Annotated in this window: 14 protein-coding genes and 1 riboswitch; of the genes, 6 read left to right on the top strand and 8 right to left on the bottom strand. The window is 73.2% G+C overall.

Annotated elements, in window-relative coordinates:
• Positions 1-334 precede the first annotated feature (334 nt).
• Positions 335-1,504, top strand: a complete 1,170-nt coding sequence (locus ACTMTU_RS07805; protein WP_441262751.1) for a steroid 3-ketoacyl-CoA thiolase — start codon at positions 335-337, stop codon at positions 1,502-1,504.
• Positions 1,505-1,620: 116 nt separating this feature from the next.
• Here the strand turns inward: ACTMTU_RS07805 and ACTMTU_RS07800 are convergent, their stop codons facing one another.
• From ACTMTU_RS07800 to ACTMTU_RS07775, 6 genes are all read right to left on the bottom strand, one after another.
• Positions 1,621-2,469: an ECF transporter S component gene (locus ACTMTU_RS07800; protein ID WP_441263152.1), complete on the bottom strand. Its 849-nt coding sequence runs from the start codon at positions 2,467-2,469 to the stop codon at positions 1,621-1,623.
• A 17-nt stretch (positions 2,470-2,486) separates the two neighbouring features.
• Positions 2,487-4,289: an ABC transporter ATP-binding protein gene (locus tag ACTMTU_RS07795; protein ID WP_441262750.1), complete on the bottom strand. Its 1,803-nt coding sequence runs from the start codon at positions 4,287-4,289 to the stop codon at positions 2,487-2,489.
• A complete protein-coding gene (locus tag ACTMTU_RS07790) occupies positions 4,286-5,410 on the bottom strand; it encodes an energy-coupling factor transporter transmembrane protein EcfT (protein WP_441263151.1) in 1,125 nt (374 codons plus the stop codon). The genes ACTMTU_RS07795 and ACTMTU_RS07790 overlap by 4 nt, the downstream gene beginning before the upstream one ends.
• A gap of 407 nt (positions 5,411-5,817) precedes the next feature.
• Positions 5,818-6,480: an SCO2322 family protein gene (locus tag ACTMTU_RS07785; protein ID WP_441262749.1), complete on the bottom strand. Its 663-nt coding sequence runs from the start codon at positions 6,478-6,480 to the stop codon at positions 5,818-5,820.
• Positions 6,480-7,715: a prenyltransferase/squalene oxidase repeat-containing protein gene (locus ACTMTU_RS07780; RefSeq protein ID WP_441262748.1), complete on the bottom strand. Its 1,236-nt coding sequence runs from the start codon at positions 7,713-7,715 to the stop codon at positions 6,480-6,482. The genes ACTMTU_RS07785 and ACTMTU_RS07780 overlap by 1 nt, the downstream gene beginning before the upstream one ends.
• 143 nt (positions 7,716-7,858) lie before the next feature.
• Positions 7,859-7,931: riboswitch (cobalamin riboswitch) on the bottom strand.
• A 114-nt stretch (positions 7,932-8,045) separates the two neighbouring features.
• Positions 8,046-9,107 carry an MBL fold metallo-hydrolase gene (locus tag ACTMTU_RS07775; protein ID WP_441262747.1) on the bottom strand — a complete coding sequence of 354 codons (1,062 nt, stop codon included), beginning with the start codon at positions 9,105-9,107 and terminating at the stop codon, positions 8,046-8,048.
• Positions 9,108-9,187: 80 nt separating this feature from the next.
• On the opposite strand from ACTMTU_RS07775, the gene ACTMTU_RS07770 reads away from it, so the two are divergent.
• Both ACTMTU_RS07770 and ACTMTU_RS07765 read left to right on the top strand, forming a co-directional pair.
• Positions 9,188-10,648: an aldehyde dehydrogenase gene (locus ACTMTU_RS07770; RefSeq protein ID WP_441262746.1), complete on the top strand. Its 1,461-nt coding sequence runs from the start codon at positions 9,188-9,190 to the stop codon at positions 10,646-10,648.
• The gene (locus ACTMTU_RS07765) at positions 10,648-10,881 is read left to right on the top strand and encodes a ferredoxin (protein WP_005318281.1); all 234 of its coding nucleotides are present in this window, start codon (positions 10,648-10,650) and stop codon (positions 10,879-10,881) included. Before ACTMTU_RS07770 ends, ACTMTU_RS07765 begins: the two co-directional genes overlap by 1 nt.
• A 27-nt stretch (positions 10,882-10,908) precedes the next feature.
• Here ACTMTU_RS07765 and ACTMTU_RS07760 read toward each other — a convergent pair whose 3' ends face one another.
• On the bottom strand, positions 10,909-11,565 hold the full coding sequence (locus tag ACTMTU_RS07760) for a TetR family transcriptional regulator (RefSeq protein ID WP_441262745.1): 657 nt from the start codon (positions 11,563-11,565) through the stop codon (positions 10,909-10,911).
• 177 nt (positions 11,566-11,742) lie between these two features.
• Between ACTMTU_RS07760 and ACTMTU_RS07755 the strand changes: the two genes are divergently transcribed.
• From ACTMTU_RS07755 to ACTMTU_RS07745, 3 genes are read left to right on the top strand one after another with little or no spacing between them, the layout of a single operon-like run.
• Entirely contained in the window at positions 11,743-13,068 is a 1,326-nt protein-coding gene (locus ACTMTU_RS07755; protein WP_441262744.1) for a glycosyltransferase family 4 protein, read from the top strand.
• Positions 13,069-13,121: 53 nt separating this feature from the next.
• Entirely contained in the window at positions 13,122-13,856 is a 735-nt protein-coding gene (locus ACTMTU_RS07750; RefSeq protein ID WP_307706178.1) for a class I SAM-dependent methyltransferase, read from the top strand.
• Positions 13,853-14,932: a prenyltransferase gene (locus ACTMTU_RS07745; protein ID WP_441262743.1), complete on the top strand. Its 1,080-nt coding sequence runs from the start codon at positions 13,853-13,855 to the stop codon at positions 14,930-14,932. The genes ACTMTU_RS07750 and ACTMTU_RS07745 overlap by 4 nt, the downstream gene beginning before the upstream one ends.
• Before the next feature lie 254 nt (positions 14,933-15,186).
• Here ACTMTU_RS07745 and ACTMTU_RS07740 read toward each other — a convergent pair whose 3' ends face one another.
• Positions 15,187-15,477, bottom strand: a complete 291-nt coding sequence (locus ACTMTU_RS07740; RefSeq protein WP_441262742.1) for a hypothetical protein — start codon at positions 15,475-15,477, stop codon at positions 15,187-15,189.
• Between the last annotated feature and the right edge of the window lie 4 nt (positions 15,478-15,481).

Below are 15,481 nucleotides of genomic sequence, written 5' to 3'. Positions count from 1 at the left end.
AGCTCCCGCTTCAGCTTCGGGTCGCGGTCTGACGGTCTGATGGGCCATCAGGAAGTGGCCGAAAGGTAGTAACGAGTTCTACAAGTAGCAAGGCTCACGGTCGGAACTGTTGCCTGCGGGGGTCGCAGTAAGAGGCGTGCAAGACCCTTGCGTACCGGCGGTAGCACTCATAAGACTTCTTGCAGAACTAGAACGCGTACCAGTTCACCGTGTTCGCCGGTCCACCGGTTCGCGAGTTCGCGAAGTTCGAGAGTCCGGAGAGTTCCACAGTTTCGAGAGTTCGGCCCTGAAGGGCGCCGGGACGCCCGGACGGCCGCGAGGAGAGGACGAGCTCATGGCCGCGGAACCCGTCATCGTCGAAGCCGTACGCACGCCCATCGGCAAGCGGGGAGGACTCCTCGCCAACCTCCATCCCGCCTACCTGCTGGGCGAGACCTACCGGGAACTCCTCGCGCGCACCGGCATCCACGCCGACTGCGTCGAGCAGATCGTCGGCGGCACGGTCACCCACGCCGGCGAGCAGTCCATGAACCCCGCGCGCACCGCCTGGCTCACCGTCGGCCTGCCCTACGAGACGGCGGCCACCACCGTCGACTGCCAGTGCGGCTCCTCGCAGCAGGCGAGCCACATGGTCGCCAACATGATCTCGGCCGGGGTCATCGACATCGGCATCAGCTGCGGCGTCGAGGCGATGTCGCGGGTGCCGCTCGGCAGCGGCTCCAAGCACGGCCCCGGCAAACCGTTCCCCGACGAGTGGAACGTCGACCTCCCGAACCAGTTCGAGGCAGCCGAGCGCATCGCCCGCCGCCGCGGACTGACGAGGGAGGACGTGGACCGCCTCGGACTGCTGTCCCAGCAGCGTGCCGCGACCGCGTGGAGCGAGGAGCGCTTCAAACGCGAGACGTACGCCGTGCAGGTGCCGACCACGGAGGAGGAACAGGCCGCGGGACAAGGGATGTGGCGGCTCGTCGACCGGGACGAAGGGCTGCGCGACACGTCGGCGGAGGCGCTCGCGGGTCTGAAACCGGTCATGCCGACCGCCGTGCACACGGCCGGGAACTCGTCACAGATCTCCGACGGCGCGGCCGCCCTCATGTGGGCGTCCAAGCGCATGGCGCGGGCGCTCAAGCTGAAGCCCCGGGCCCGTATCGTCGCGCAGGCACTCGTCGGCGCCGACCCGCACTACCACCTCGACGGACCGATCGACGCGACGCGGGCGGTGCTGGGCAGGGCCGGCATGTCGCTCAAGGACATCGACGTCGTCGAGATCAACGAGGCGTTCGCATCCGTGGTGCTCAGCTGGGCGCAGGTATTCGAGCAGGACCTCGACAAGGTCAACGTCAACGGCGGTGGCATAGCCCTCGGGCACCCGGTCGGCGCGACGGGCGCCCGGCTCATCACCACGGCGCTCCACGAACTGGAACGCCAGGACAAGGAGTTCGCGCTGATCGCCATGTGCGCGGGCGGCGCGCAGGCGACCGGCACGATCATCCAGCGGATCTGAGGACGGGTTCGCGGCGCGGGTCGCGCCGGGGGCCGGGGACGTCGGGCTGCGGTACGGCCCCGGGGCCGGGTTGCGGGGCCGGGCCCCGGGCCGTACCGGCGGTGCTCAGGGGCGGCTCACGGGCGCGGGTCGCCGCCCGGCGCCTCGAACGTGGCCCGCGCCTCGAACGCCGCCCGCCGTGTCGCCCGCCGCAGCGCCTTCAGCAGCGTCGCGCCGAGGGTGAACGTCAGCACCACCGTGAGCAGCGCACGGCCGAGGTCCCAGCCGAGGGACGTGGCCGCGCAGTAGGCGAGGAAGCGGACCAGGTTCTCGTGCACCGGATCACCGGCGTGGAACGAGATGCCGGACGACATGCCGCTGATGATCGTCCAGCCGTACAGGTTCATGACCGTGCCGTACGCGAACGCCGCGAGCGCCCCGTACGCGGCGAGCATCAGCAGCTCCGCCCGCCCCCGCAGCCGCTCCGGGCCCGGCAGCAGGCCCGCGCCCATCGTGAACCAGCCCATGGACAGCATCTGGAACGGCATCCACGGCCCTACGCCGCCCGTCAGCAGCGCGGACGCGAACATGGTGACGGCGCCGAGCACGAACCCGAAACCGGGACCGAGGACCCGGCCGCTCAGCACCATCAGGAAGAACATCGGCTCCAGCCCGGCCGTCCCCGCACCGAGCGGTCTCAGCGCCGCCCCGACCGCGGCCAGCACCCCGAGCATCGCCACGGCCTTCGCGTCCATGCCGCTGTCGGCGATCGTCGCGACGACGACGGCGACGAGGAGCGGAAGCAGCGCACCGAACAGCCACGGCGCGTCGCCGGAGTGCGCCGCGAGCCCCGAGTTCTCCCCGGCGAGCAGCGGCCAGCCGAAGAAGACCACGCCGATCGCGCTGATCAGGACGAGCGCGGCGATCGAACGGGGGCCGAGGCGGACGGGACGGGTGCCCCTTGGCGTGGGCGGGACATCCGCCATGGGCGGGACGGGGGTGCTCACGGGGATCCCTCCAGGGCCGCCCTGACCTGGGAGACGGTCAGCCACGGCTGCGGCGCGAGGATCTTGGCGACCTGCGGCGCGAAGGCGGGCGAGGAGACCACGACTTCCGCCGTCGGCCCGTCCGCGACCACCTCGCCGCCCGCCAGGATCACCACCCGGTGCGCCAGTTCGGCGGCCAGCTCCACGTCATGGGTCGCCAGGACGATCGCGTGCCCGTCCTCGGCGAGACCCTTCAGCACGGCCACCAGCCGGGCCTTCGCCGCGTAGTCCAGACCACGGGTCGGCTCGTCGAGGAGCAGCAGCGGAGGGCGGCCGGTGAGCACGATCGCCAGCGCGAGCGCCAGACGCTGCCCCTCCGACAGGTCACGGGGGTGCGTCGCGTCGGGCACGCCCGGCAGCAGCTCGGTGACCAGTGCCCGGCAGGTGCCGGGGGCCGCGTCCGCGTCCGAGTCGGCGGCCGCGCATTCGGCGGCCACCGTGTCCGCGTAGAGCAGGTCGCGGGGCTCCTGCGGTACGAGCCCGACCTGCCGGATCAGCTCGCGCGGGTCCGTGCGGTGGGGGGTGCGGCCGCCGACCGTGACCGTCCCCGCCGTCGGCTCGACCATGCCGACGAGGGCGTTGAGCAGGGTCGACTTGCCGGCGCCGTTGCGCCCCATCAGGGCGACGGTCTCGCCGGGGGCGACGGCCAGGTCGACCCGCCGGAGCGCCTCGACGCGGGCGCGGCGGACGGCGAGGGCGGTGGTGGTGGCAACGAGGTGGGTGGCCTCCGGTGTCGAGGCCGCGGGGGGTGGGGTGCGGCGGAGGCGGGCGAGGAGGCGGTGTGCAGGACCGCTGCGCGGGGCCTGTTCCCCTACCCTCCCCCTATGGCCTGGCGGCCGTGGGAGGTGCCCCCACTTCCCGGAACCGGGGCAAGCCCCGGACCCCGTACGGCCTTCGGCCGTGCCCTCGATCGCCGGGCGGGCCGGATTTCGCAGCGTACCCGTACCCGCCAGGCGGTCGCGCAGCGCGCCCGCGCGGCGGCGGGCGTCGCGGACCGACAGGGGGACGGGGGACCAGCCCGCCAGGCGGGCCAGCGTCACCACCGGGGGGCGGACCGGCGAGTCGGCCATCACCGTGGCCGGATCGCCGACGACCGGCGCGGCCCCGGGTGCCGGCAGGAGCACCACCCGGTCCGCGTACTGGACGACCCGTTCCAAGCGGTGTTCCGCCATCAGCACCGTCGTGCCCAGGTCGTGGACGAGGCGTTGCAGCACCGCGAGGACCTCTTCGGCCGCCGCCGGGTCCAGCGCCGACGTCGGCTCGTCGAGCACGAGGACCTTCGGGTGCGTGGTCAGCACCGAGCCGATCGCCACACGCTGCTGCTGGCCGCCGGACAGCGTCGCGATGGGCCGATCGCGCAACTCCACCAGACCCAGCAGGTCGAGCGTCTCCTCGACCCGCCGCCGCATCACGCCGGGGGCGAGGCCCAACGACTCCATGCCGTACGCGAGTTCGTCCTCGACCGTGTCCGTGACGAAATGGGCGAGCGGGTCCTGGCCCACCGTGCCGACCACGTCCGCGAGTTCGCGCGGCTTGTGGGTGCGGGTGTCCCTGCCACAGACCGTGACCCGGCCGCGCAGCGTCCCGCCCGTGAAGTGCGGGACGAGCCCGGACACCGCGCCGAGCAGGGTCGACTTGCCCACGCCGGACGGGCCGACGAGCAGGACCAGTTCACCTTCCGGGACGGTGAGGTCGATGTTCTCCAGCGTCGGCGCGGCAGCGCCCTCGTACGTCACGGAGACGTTCTCGAAGCGGATCACCGGGACGACTCCTTGACTCCTACGGGGACCGGCGCGACGAACGCCGGAAGCAGACCGATCAGCACGGACAGCGCGGGCCACAGCGGCAGTTCTGGTGCCGTCAGCGGTACGACGCCGGGGTGCAGCGCCTCGCTCCCCGGTACGGTCGCCGCCCGGATCATCAGCGCGGCGACGGCCGCGCCGGAACCGGCCACCAGCCAGGACCGCGCACCCCACCGGTCAGGGCGGTAGCGGCTTCGGACCGAACGCCGGCCGCCCAGCCACAGGCCAACGGCCGCCGCGGCGAGCCCGGCGGCCAGCAGCGGTACGCCGTAGCGTGCGCCCTCCGCGGCGAGCAGCCCGTACGATCCGGCGCACACCCCGAGCAGCCCGCCGAGGGTGAGCGCCGTCGTGGTGTGCCGCACGGCGGGCGGCACCTGGGCGGTGCGGCCGTACCCGCGGGCGTCCATGGACGCGGCGACCGCGACGGACCGCTCCAGCGCGCCCTCCAGGACCGGCAGCCCGATCTGAGCGACGGCCCGCACCCCGCCGGTCGGGCGGCCCCGCAGGCGGCGGGCGGTGCGCAGCCTCAGGACGTCCGCGACCATGTTCGGCGCGAACGTCATCGCGACGACGACCGCGACGCCGGCCTCGTACAGCGCGCCCGGCAGCGACTTGAGAAGCCGTGCGGGGTTGGCGAGGGCGTTGGCGGCGCCGACGCAGATGAGCAGGGTCGCCAGTTTCGCGCCGTCGTACAGCGCGAACACGATCTGCTCGGCGAACACCCGCCCGCCGATCCGCACGCCGTCCGCCCAGCCGGGCATCGGCACCTCGGGGAGCGTGAACAGCACGTGCGTGCCGGCGATGGGGGAGCCGAGGGCGACGGAGAAGAGGACGCGTACGCCGATGACGAGCAGCCCGAGCTTGACGAAGGCGCCGTAGGAGCGGGCCCACGGCGCGTCGGTACGGCGGGCGGCCACGACGTAGCCGGCGACGCCGACGAGCAGCCCGAGGAGGAGGGGGTTCGTCGTCCGCGAGGCGGCGACGGCCAGCCCGAGCGCCCACAGCCACCAGGCGCCGGCATGCAGGGCGTTGCTCCGGCTCGCGACGGGGGCGCGGAGCGCGCGGAGCGCGTTGACCAGGGGGTGCGTTCCGTGGCCGGGACCGTGTGGTGCGGCGGCCCCGTGCGCTGCGGTCCGGGCCGGGGCGTGACCGGGCGCGAGGGGTGCGGCGGTCCCGTGCGGTGCGCCGGGGCGCTGCCCGGGGCCCCGCGCCTCAATCGCCGGCGGGGCTGGGTGTGCCGGGTCGTTTGCTTCGGCGTGCGGCGTGGGAGCCGTGGGCGTGGCGGGGCCGTGCGGTGCGGCGGTCCCGTGCGGTATGCCGGGGCGCTGGCCCGGGCCCCGGGCCTCAATCGGCGGCGGGGCTGGGTGTGCCCCGGTGTCTGCATCGGCGCGACGCGTCGGCGGGGCTGGATCTGCCGGTCCCTGCCCCGGGGGATCGTCCGCGTGCGCACGCCCCCGGGACGGAAGGGCCCCGTCGGGGCGGGCGGTCATCGGTTGGTGCGGCGGGAGCGCCACACCGCCGCTCCGGCCAGGGCCAGGACCGCCGCGATGCCCGCGTACACACCCACCGACGGGCCGTCGTCCCCGGCCGGTTCCTTCGTCGTCACCACGGCCGTGCTCGAGCCCGTGCCGGGCGCCGGCGGGTCGGCCGGCAGGGCCCGGTCGCCGCAGTCCGAGGCCGGGTAGCCCGAGATCCCGCACAGCAGCGCCTCGCTGTTGTAGCGCAGCGGCTTCGCCACCTGCGCCAGTGCCTCCGCCGTCGTCGCCGCCGTGGCGACCCGCGCGCACGCCGTGCGCTGCCCGGGCGGCGTCTCGCCCTGCGGGGCGTCCGACGCCGTGCCGAAGTCGATGACGAGGGCGACCCGCTTCGTGCCGTCCTTCGCGGGTGTTCCCGCGCAGATCGTGGCGAAGTCGGGCGCCGTGCGCGGGGTCGCCGCGTCCCCGCTGTCCTCACTGACGGAGAACCGGAAGCCGTGCACGGACCCGTCGGCCGGCCGGGCGGTCGCCGGGCCCTCCGTGGCGTACGTCCACTCGCCGCCGCTGCTCTTCCAGAACGACCAGTAGCGGTAGCCCGCGGCCTGTGCGGGAGCCGCGACGGCCACCGTGAGCAGGGCGCACAGGCCGAGAAGGGCGAGGAAGCGGGCGCGCATCAGCTCTGGTTCTTCCTGCGGCCGCTGAACAGGAATCCGACACCGACGGCCGCGACGAAGAACACGCCCACGATCCACCAGGTCGAGGAGGACGGGTCGGAGGAGTCGGAGGAGTCCTCGCTCTTCGCGGAGGCGGACGGCGAGGCGGCCGCCTGCGGGGCGGGACCGGTCGCGTTCAGGGCCGCGACCAGGTCCTGGCCGCCGAAGGACTTCGGGTCGGCGCCGGCCGCGCGGGCGGCGAAGATCAGCTGGGCGTAGGCGGCGGGGCCGTTCTGCTTCGCCCAGGCCGCCGAGTTCTGCTGAAGCCACGACAGCGGCTTCTTCGCCTGCTCGGCCATGCCCTGCGCGGACAGCGCGACGATCGCGTCGGCGGTGTTGCCGAAGTCCGGCGCGGGCGAGGAGTCGTCGGCTCCGGGCATCGGCGGGGTGTCGAAGTGGCCCTTCTTCGCCAGCCCGTTCGCGAGGTACGCCGCGCCGTTGTGCGCCGCGCCCTTGATGTCGGTGGCCTTCTCGCAGGCCGTGCCCTTGGCGTCCTCGGTGCCGGCGCCGGTCGCCGCCAGGCCCTTGCCGTGGGCTGCGAGCACGGCCGCCGCGGTGGAGTCGGCGACGATGCCGGGGGACGCGACCTGGTAGACGAACGAGCCGCCGTCCTCGCCGCCGCAGGGCTTCGCGAACGTCAGCAGCGCGTCGTAAGGGGTCTTGCCGCCCTTGGACTTCGCGGCGGCGGGCTGCTCGCCGGCCGCGGCGAGCGCGCCGATGACGACGGACGTCGAGTTGGCGTCGCTCGCGCCGCCCGGGTTGTAGCCCCAGCCACCGTCCTCGTTCTGTACGGACTGCAGCCAGCCGACGGTCTTGTCGACCACGGCGTCCTGCCCGCCGAGCGCGGCGAGCGCCTGCACGGCCGCCGCACTGGCGTTGGTGTCGAGCGGCAGCTTCGCGTCGCAGTCCTTCGCGGTGTCGGCGCGGTACGAGGGGAAGCCGCCGCCCGCGCACTGCTGCCCGGTCAGGAAGGCGACCGCCGCCTCCGCGGGCCTCACGCCGGTGGTGTCCTGGGCGAGGAGGGCGAGCGACTGCCGCCACACACCGTCGTAGGTCGGGTCGCCCTTGCCGTAGAGCCCGGCGGGCAGTTCCGCGGACGGGGTGGGGGAGGGGGCCGCGAAGGCGGCGGGTGCGGCGGACAGGCCGAGCACGGCGGAGGCGACGAGCGCGGCTGCGCCGCGGCGAACGGTGGTCATGGCGGGCGGTGCCTCTCCTGCGGTACTCCCGGCGGGATCCGGGCACGGGCACGCTCAGGCACCTGGGCTCCGGCTCCGTATGCCTCGACGGTGCCGGTCACCGGCGGGCTGCCGGTGACACGAGCCGGTCACGACCTCGTACGGGGCATTCCGACTTGCCACCTCGGACGGCGGCTCACGGTTGCGGGTCAGCGCCGGATTTCCACCGGCTTCCCCCCGTACGGGCAATGATGACGACGGCGCCACTCTACCGGCCGGTCGCGTACCCGGACGTGGGGCGCCCGTCACACCGCTGTCCACCGGGCCGGCTCCCCGGACGTGCAGCGCCCGTCACACCGCCACGTACCGGGCCGGCTCCCCGCCCGCCGCGACCTCCGCGCGGCCGAGCTTCACCAGTCGCCGCAGATGCGCCTCCGCCTCGGACACGGCGATGTTGCGGGAGCCGTACGGGATCTGCCCCCAGGGCCTGTTCCACTCCATCCGCTCGGCGACCTGCCAAGCCGTGAGCGGCGTGGCCAGCAGCGTCAGCAGTCCGGTGAGCCGCTGCTCGTGGTGGACGAGCAGTTCCCGTACCCGGTCCTGGGCGCCGGTGAAGGCGTGCTGGTGGGCGGGGAGCACTTCGGCGGGGGTGAGCCGGCCGACGCGTTCCAGGGAGTCGAGGTAGTCGCCGAGGGGGTCGGTGACGGTGGCGTCGTCGGGGTCCTCGTAGAGGCCGATGTGCGGGGTGATGCCGGGCAGGAGGTGGTCGCCGGAGAAGAGGCGGCCGTTGCCGGGACGGCCCGCCGGGTGGGCCTCCTCGAGGTGGAGGCAGACATGGCCGGGGGTGTGGCCGGGCGTCCATACGGCCCGCAGTCTGCGGCCCGCCAGGTCGAGCAGTTCGCCGGGGACGATCTCCCGGTCCGGCAGCGCCGGGCGCAGGCCGGGCAGCCCGCCCCCGCCGCCGGCGGCCCGCGCGGCTCTCAGGGGTGCGATGTGCGCCTCGGGCGCCCCGGCGCGGGCGAGTTTGCCGGCGAGGTAGTCGAGCCACAGCCCCGGTTCGGCCTCCCGGGTGCGGCGCACGACGGTGGCGTCGGCGGCGTGCATCGCGATCCACGCCCCGGACGCCTCGCGGACGCGGCCGGACAGCCCGTGGTGGTCGGGGTGGTGGTGGGTGACGACGACGCCGTGGATCTCGGCGGGCGAGGTGCCGCAGGCGGCCAGCCCCGCCGAGAGCGTGTCCCAGGCCGTCGGGTCGTCCCAGCCGGTGTCGACGAGGACCGGCCCACGGTCGGTGTCGAGGAGGTGGACCAGGGTGTGGCCGAGCGGGTTGTCCGGGATGGGGACACGCAGCGAGCGGACGCCGCCGCCGTGGTCGGTCACATGCCCAGCCGCTGCCCCGTCCGTCGACGCCATGCCCATTGCCCCCTGTAACTGGAACTGATATCAGTTCTGAAACTGTGTCAGATAGTGCGCCCCGGCGGGAGGCAGCAGTCATGACCGAGCTCGTGGAACACGGAGAACTGTTCATCGGCGGCGAGTTGACGGCCCCGCTCGGCACGGAAGTGATCGAGGTGATCTCCCCGCACACCGAACAGGTCCTCGGCCGCGTCCCGCACGCCTCACGCGCCGATGTGGACAGGGCGGTGGCCGCCGCGCGACGGGCCTTCGACGAAGGACCCTGGCCGCGCACCACGCTCGCGGAGCGGATCGAGGTCGTCGGCCGGATCAAGGACGCCGTCGCCGTACGGCACGAGGAGATCGCCCGGTCCATCAGCGCGCAGAACGGCTCCCCCTACTCGTGGAGCGTCCTCGCCCAGGCGCTCGGAGCGATGATGGTGTGGGACTCGGCGATCTCCGTCGCCCGGGACTTCACGCACGAGGAGCGGCGCAGCGGCGTCCTCGGCCCGATCCTGGTGCGGCGCGAGCCGGTGGGTGTCGTCGCGGCCGTCGTGCCATGGAACGTCCCGCAGTTCACCGCCGCCGCCAAGCTCGCCCCCGCGCTGCTCGCGGGCTGCACCGTCGTCCTCAAGCCGTCGCCGGAGACGCCCCTCGACTCGTACATCCTCGGCGAGATCGCGCGGGAGGCCGGACTGCCGGAGGGAGTCCTGTCGATCCTGCCCGCGGGCCGTGAGGTCAGCGAGTACCTGGTCGGGCACAAGGGCGTCGACAAGGTCTCCTTCACCGGTTCCGTCGAGGCCGGCCGCCGGGTGATGGAGGTCGCCTCGCGCAACCTCACCCGCGTCACCCTCGAACTCGGCGGCAAGTCGGCGGCCGTGATCCTGCCCGACGCCGACCTCGCCACCGCGGTCGCCGGGATCGTCCCGGCCGCCTGGATGAACAACGGCCAGGCCTGCGTGGCCCAGACCCGCATCCTCGCGCCGCGCAGCCGCTACGACGAGATCGCGGAGGCCTTCGCCGCCGCGGCCTCCGCACTCGTCGTCGGCGACCCCCTCGACCCGGCCACCCAGGTCGGCCCGCTGGTCGCCGAGCGCCAGCAGCGGCGTTCCCTGGACTACATACGCCTCGGGCAGGAGGAGGGCGCCAAGATCCTGTGCGGGGGCGGCCGTCCGGCCGGACGGGACCGCGGCTGGTACGTGGAGCCGACCCTCTTCGGCGGCGTCGACAACTCCATGCGGATCGCCCGCGAGGAGATCTTCGGCCCGGTGATCTGCCTGCTGCCGTACGGCGACGAGGACGAGGCCACCGCGATCGCGAACGACTCCGACTACGGCCTCAGCGGCAGCGTGTGGACGGCCGACGTCGACCACGGCATCGACTTCGCACGGCGGGTACGGACCGGCACCTACAACGTCAACACCTTCAGTCTCGACATGCTCGGACCCTTCGGCGGCTACAAGAACAGCGGCCTGGGCCGTGAGTTCGGCCCCGAGGGCTACGGCGAGTTCCTCGAGCACAAGATGATCCACCTGCCCGCCGGACACGGGAGCCACTGATGGGGGACCGCTGGCGCGTCGAGGTGGACCGCACCCTGTGCATCGGCTCCGGCATGTGCGTCGGCCACGCCCCGGACAGCTTCGACCTCGACGCGGCACGCCAGTCGCACGCGCGGGCCACCACGGCCGACGCCGACGAGAAGCTCCTCGCCGCCGCCGAGAACTGCCCGGTGGAAGCCATCACGCTCACCGCGGCGGACAGCGGCGAGCCCGTCTTCCCGCCGGAGGAGTAGCCGCTGCGCCCGGAGTTCCGCAGGACCCTAGTCCGTGCCGCGCCGGGCCTTCGGCGCCGCACGGCTCGGCGCCGCGTCGGGAGACGTCAGGTCGATCAGCCGGCAGACCGTCTCGATGTCGATCTTCACCTGGGCGATCGAGGCGCGTCCCGACAGCCAGGTGATCAGCGCCGAGTGCCAGGTGTGCTCGATGACACGGACGGCGGAGAGCTGCTCCGGCGTCGGGTGCTCGATCCCCATCGCGTCCAGGATGATCGCCGTCGTCTGCCGCGAGACGGTGTCCACCTCGGGGCTCACACTGCGGTCGGCGAAGGTCAGCGCCCGCACCATCGCGTCCGCGAGGTGCGGCTCGCGCTGGAGCGCCCGGAAGGCCCGCATCAGCGTCTCCGCGACCCGCTCGGAGGGGCTGTCCCCGCCCGGCGGGCGTTTGCGCAGCGTCGTGTGCATCTGCTGGAGCTGGTCCTGCATGGTCGCGACCAGCAGGTGGATCTTGGAGGGGAAGTAGCGGTACAGCGTGCCGAGCGCGACGCTCGAGGAGTCGGCGACCTCCCGCATCTGCACCGCGTCGAACCCGCCACGGCTCGCGAGCCGGGCGCTCGCATGCAGGATGCGGCGGCGACGCGCCTCCTGCCGTTCGGTGAGGGGCGGCGTCGCGGGCATCGTCGGCCTTCCTTGCGCTGTCATCGGTCCCCGTGTCCGTCCTTCGCCCGCCCGCCGTGGCGGGAATCACCTGATCCGCCGGTCACACCTGCGCTACCGCCCGGTAGATTCGAAGTCCCTTGAACCATCAACTCTGAAACTTGTTCTAGATTAGCGCGACCGATTAGGCTCCGCCGAAACGCAGTGAGAAGGGGGCCCCGGGTGACCGCAGAGGCCATAGAGGCCGGCCCCCGAGCGGGCACGTCAGGCACGTCCGGCAGCGATGACAGCCCGCTGCGCATCGCCCTCCTGACGTACAAGGGGAACCCGTTCTGCGGCGGCCAGGGCGTCTACGTACGCCACCTGTCGCGTGAACTCGCCCGTCTCGGCCACCGCGTCGAAGTGATCGGCGCCCAGCCCTACCCGGTCCTCGACGAGGGCGTGCCGCTCACGGAGCTGCCCAGCCTCGACCTGTACCGCAGCCCGGACCCGTTCCGCACGCCGGGCCGCGGCGAGTACCGGGACTGGATCGACGCACTCGAGGTCGCCACCATGTGGACCGGCGGCTTCCCGGAGCCGCTGACGTTCTCGCTCCGCGCCCGCCGCCACCTGCTGGCCCGGCGCGGCGACTTCGACGTCGTCCACGACAACCAGACCCTCGGCTACGGCCTCCTCGGCGACATCGGCGCCCCGCTGGTCACGACGATCCACCATCCGATCACCGTCGACCGGCAGCTGGACCTCGACGCCGCGGAGAGCTGGAAGCGCCGCGCGTCCGTGCGCCGCTGGTACGGCTTCACCCGCATGCAGAAGCGCGTCGCCCGCCGGCTGCCCTCCGTGCTCACCGTCTCCGGCTCCTCGCAGCAGGAGATCGTCGACCACCTCGGCGTACGGCGCGACCGCGTCCACGTCGTCCACATCGGCGCCGACACCGACCTCTTCTCGCCGGACCCCTCCGTCGCCGAGGTCCCCGGCCGGATCGTCACCACCTCCAGCGCCGACGTCCCCCTCAAGGGGCTCGTCCACCTCGTCGAGGCGCTCGCCAAGCTCCGCACCGAGAACCCGGACGCCCACCTCGTCGTCGTCGGCAAGCGCGCCGAGGACGGCCCGGTGGCGCAGCTCATCGAGCGCTACGGCCTCGACGACGCCGTCCGGTTCGTCAAGGGCATCACCGACGCCGAACTGGTCGACCTGGTGCGCAGCGCCCAGATCGCCTGCGTGCCGTCGCTGTACGAGGGCTTCTCCCTGCCCGCCGCGGAGGCCATGGCCACCGGCACACCGCTCGTCGCCACCACCGGCGGCGCGATCCCCGAGGTCGCCGGCCCCGACGGCGAGACCTGCCTTGCCGTGCCGCCCGGCGACGCGGAAGCCCTGGCCGCCGCCCTGCGCCGGCTCCTCGGCGATCCGGACCTGCGGGCCCGGCTCGGCGACGCCGGACGGGCCAGGGTGCTGGCCCGCTTCACCTGGAAGCAGGCCGCGATCGGCACCGCGGAACGCTACCGCGAGGCGATCGCCGTATCGTCCGCCGCTTCCGTACGCACCCACTGACCCCAGCTCCACCAGGAAGACCCGAGCTCCGCCCCCAGGAAGGCAGACCCCCCGTGCTGACCGTCGACTTCTCCCGCTTTCCGCTCGCCCCGGGCGACCGCGTGCTCGATCTGGGCTGCGGTGCAGGCCGGCACGCGTTCGAGTGCTATCGGCGTGGAGCGCAGGTCGTTGCCCTCGACCAGAACGGCGAGGAGATCCGCGAGGTCGCCAAGTGGTTCGCCGCGATGAAGGAGGCCGGAGAGGCCCCCGCCGGCGCGACGGCCACCGCCATGGAGGGCGACGCCCTCAACCTGCCCTTCCCCGACGAGTCGTTCGACGTCGTCATCATCTCCGAGGTGATGGAGCACATCCCCGACGACAAGGGAGTGCTCGCCGAGATGGTCCGCGTCCTGCGACCCGGCGGCCGCATCGCGGTCACCGTGCCGCGCTACGGCCCCGAGAAGGTCTGCTGGGCGCTCAGCGACGCCTACCACGAGGTCGAGGGCGGCCACATCCGCATCTACAAGGCCGACGAGCTGCTCGCCAAGATGAAGCAGGCGGGCCTGCGGCCGTACGGCACCCACCACGCCCACGCGCTGCACTCGCCGTACTGGTGGCTCAAGTGCGCCTTCGGCGTCGACAACGACAAGGCGCTGCCGGTGAAGGCGTACCACAAGCTCCTCGTCTGGGACATCATGAAGAAGCCGCTGGCCACCCGCGTCGCAGAGCAGGCGCTGAACCCGCTCATCGGCAAGAGCTTCGTGGCGTACGCGACCAAGCCGCACCTTCCCGTGGACGCCGCCAAGTGACGTTGCCAGGACGTACCGAACACCTTGTCCTGCCCGGGGTCCTGAGCGCGGAGGAGGCCGTGGAGACCGTCGCGGGGATCCTCGCCGTGCAGCGCCCCGACGGCGCGATCCCCTGGTTCCGCGGCCACCACCTCGACCCGTGGGACCACACGGAGGCCGCCATGGCGCTCGACGCGGCGGGCGAGCACGACGCCGCCGCCCGCGCGTACGAGTGGCTCGCCCGGCACCAGAACGACGACGGCTCCTGGTACGCCGCCTACCACGACGGCGACCCGGCCGCCGTCACGGACCACGGCCGCGAGAGCAACTTCTGCGCCTACATCGCGGTCGGAGTGTGGCACCACTACCTCGCCACCGGCGACGAGGCCTTCCTCGACCGGATGTGGCCGGTGGTGTACGCGGCCGTCGAGTTCGTCCTCGGGCTCCAGCAGCCCGGCGGCCAGATCGGCTGGAAGCGCGAGCCGGACGGGACGGCGGTCAACGACGCCCTCCTGACCGGCAGTTCCTCCATCCACCACGCGCTGCGCTGCGCGCTCGCCGTCGCGGAGGAACGCGAGGAACCGCAGCCCGACTGGGAACTCGCGGCCGGCGCGCTCGCCCACGCCGTCCGCCACCACCCCGAGCGGTTCCTCGACAAGGACCGCTACTCGATGGACTGGTACTACCCCGTCCTCGGCGGCGCGGTGACCGGCGACGAGGCCAAGGCCCGCATCGAGTCCCGGTGGGACGACTTCGTCGTGCCCGGCCTCGGCGTGCGGTGCGTCCTGCCGAACCCGTGGGTCACCGGCGGAGAAAGCTGCGAACTGGCGCTCGCGCTGTGGGCGGTGGGCGAGTCCGACCGCGCCCTGGAGATCCTCCAGTCCATCCAGCACCTCCGCGCGGAGGGCGGCCTGTACTGGACCGGCTACGTCTTCGAGGGCGAGCGCGCGATATGGCCCGAGGAACAGACGACATGGACCGCGGGCTCGCTGCTGCTCGCCGTGGCGGCGCTCGGTGGTGACGAGGCGACGACGGCGGTGTTCGGCGGGGAGCGCCTGCCGGTGGGGCTGGCGCCGGACTGCTGCGAGGTGGGCTGAGCGGGGGCGTGGCCGCTGCGCGGGGCGTTTTCCCCTCCCCGCCCCTTCCCGAAACCGGGGGCTCCGCCCCTGGACCCCCGCGCCTCAATCGCCGGCGAGGCTCAAGTTGCCAGGCAACATGAGCCCGCCCGGGGGCACCTCCCACGGCCGCCAGGCCGTAGGGGGAGATTGAGGGCACGGCCGAAGGCCGTACGGGGTCCGGGGCTTGCCCCGGTTTCGGGAAGGGGGTAGGGGAACAAGCCCGCCGCAGGCGGTCAGCGGCGCCGCAGCGCACCCGCCGCCGCGTGGCCGATGAACAGGTAGACGATCGCCGCCAGCCCGTAGCCCGCGACCACCCGCGCCCATTCCTTGTCGAAGGTGAACAGGTCGTGGGACCAGCCGGCCAGCCAGCGGGCCGACTCGCGGACGAACTCCACAAGGTCATTGGCCCTGTTGGCGTCCAGCAGGTACATCAGGATCCACAGGCCGATGACGAAGGCCATGACGTCCGCTACGACGGCGACGACTCTCGCCACTGTGGTGGTACTGCTCGTGCGTGTTGTCATGCTC

Source organism: Streptomyces sp. OZ13 (assembly GCF_052068155.1).
Taxonomy (GTDB): Bacteria; Actinomycetota; Actinomycetes; order Streptomycetales; family Streptomycetaceae; genus Streptomyces.
This window is presented reverse-complemented; position numbering and strand designations above follow the sequence as displayed.

Coding starts and splice junctions, on each gene's coding strand:
- ACTMTU_RS07760 (WP_441262745.1), bottom strand. CDS start 11,565: ATGACAGCGCAAGGAAGGCCGACGATGCCCGCGACGCCGCCCCTCACC.
- ACTMTU_RS07780 (WP_441262748.1), bottom strand. CDS start 7,715: ATGACCACCGTTCGCCGCGGCGCAGCCGCGCTCGTCGCCTCCGCCGTG.
- ACTMTU_RS07785 (WP_441262749.1), bottom strand. CDS start 6,480: ATGCGCGCCCGCTTCCTCGCCCTTCTCGGCCTGTGCGCCCTGCTCACG.
- ACTMTU_RS07805 (WP_441262751.1), top strand. CDS start 335: ATGGCCGCGGAACCCGTCATCGTCGAAGCCGTACGCACGCCCATCGGC.
- ACTMTU_RS07770 (WP_441262746.1), top strand. CDS start 9,188: ATGACCGAGCTCGTGGAACACGGAGAACTGTTCATCGGCGGCGAGTTG.
- ACTMTU_RS07775 (WP_441262747.1), bottom strand. CDS start 9,107: ATGGCGTCGACGGACGGGGCAGCGGCTGGGCATGTGACCGACCACGGC.
- ACTMTU_RS07765 (WP_005318281.1), top strand. CDS start 10,648: ATGGGGGACCGCTGGCGCGTCGAGGTGGACCGCACCCTGTGCATCGGC.
- ACTMTU_RS07800 (WP_441263152.1), bottom strand. CDS start 2,469: ATGGCGGATGTCCCGCCCACGCCAAGGGGCACCCGTCCCGTCCGCCTC.
- ACTMTU_RS07740 (WP_441262742.1), bottom strand. CDS start 15,477: ATGACAACACGCACGAGCAGTACCACCACAGTGGCGAGAGTCGTCGCC.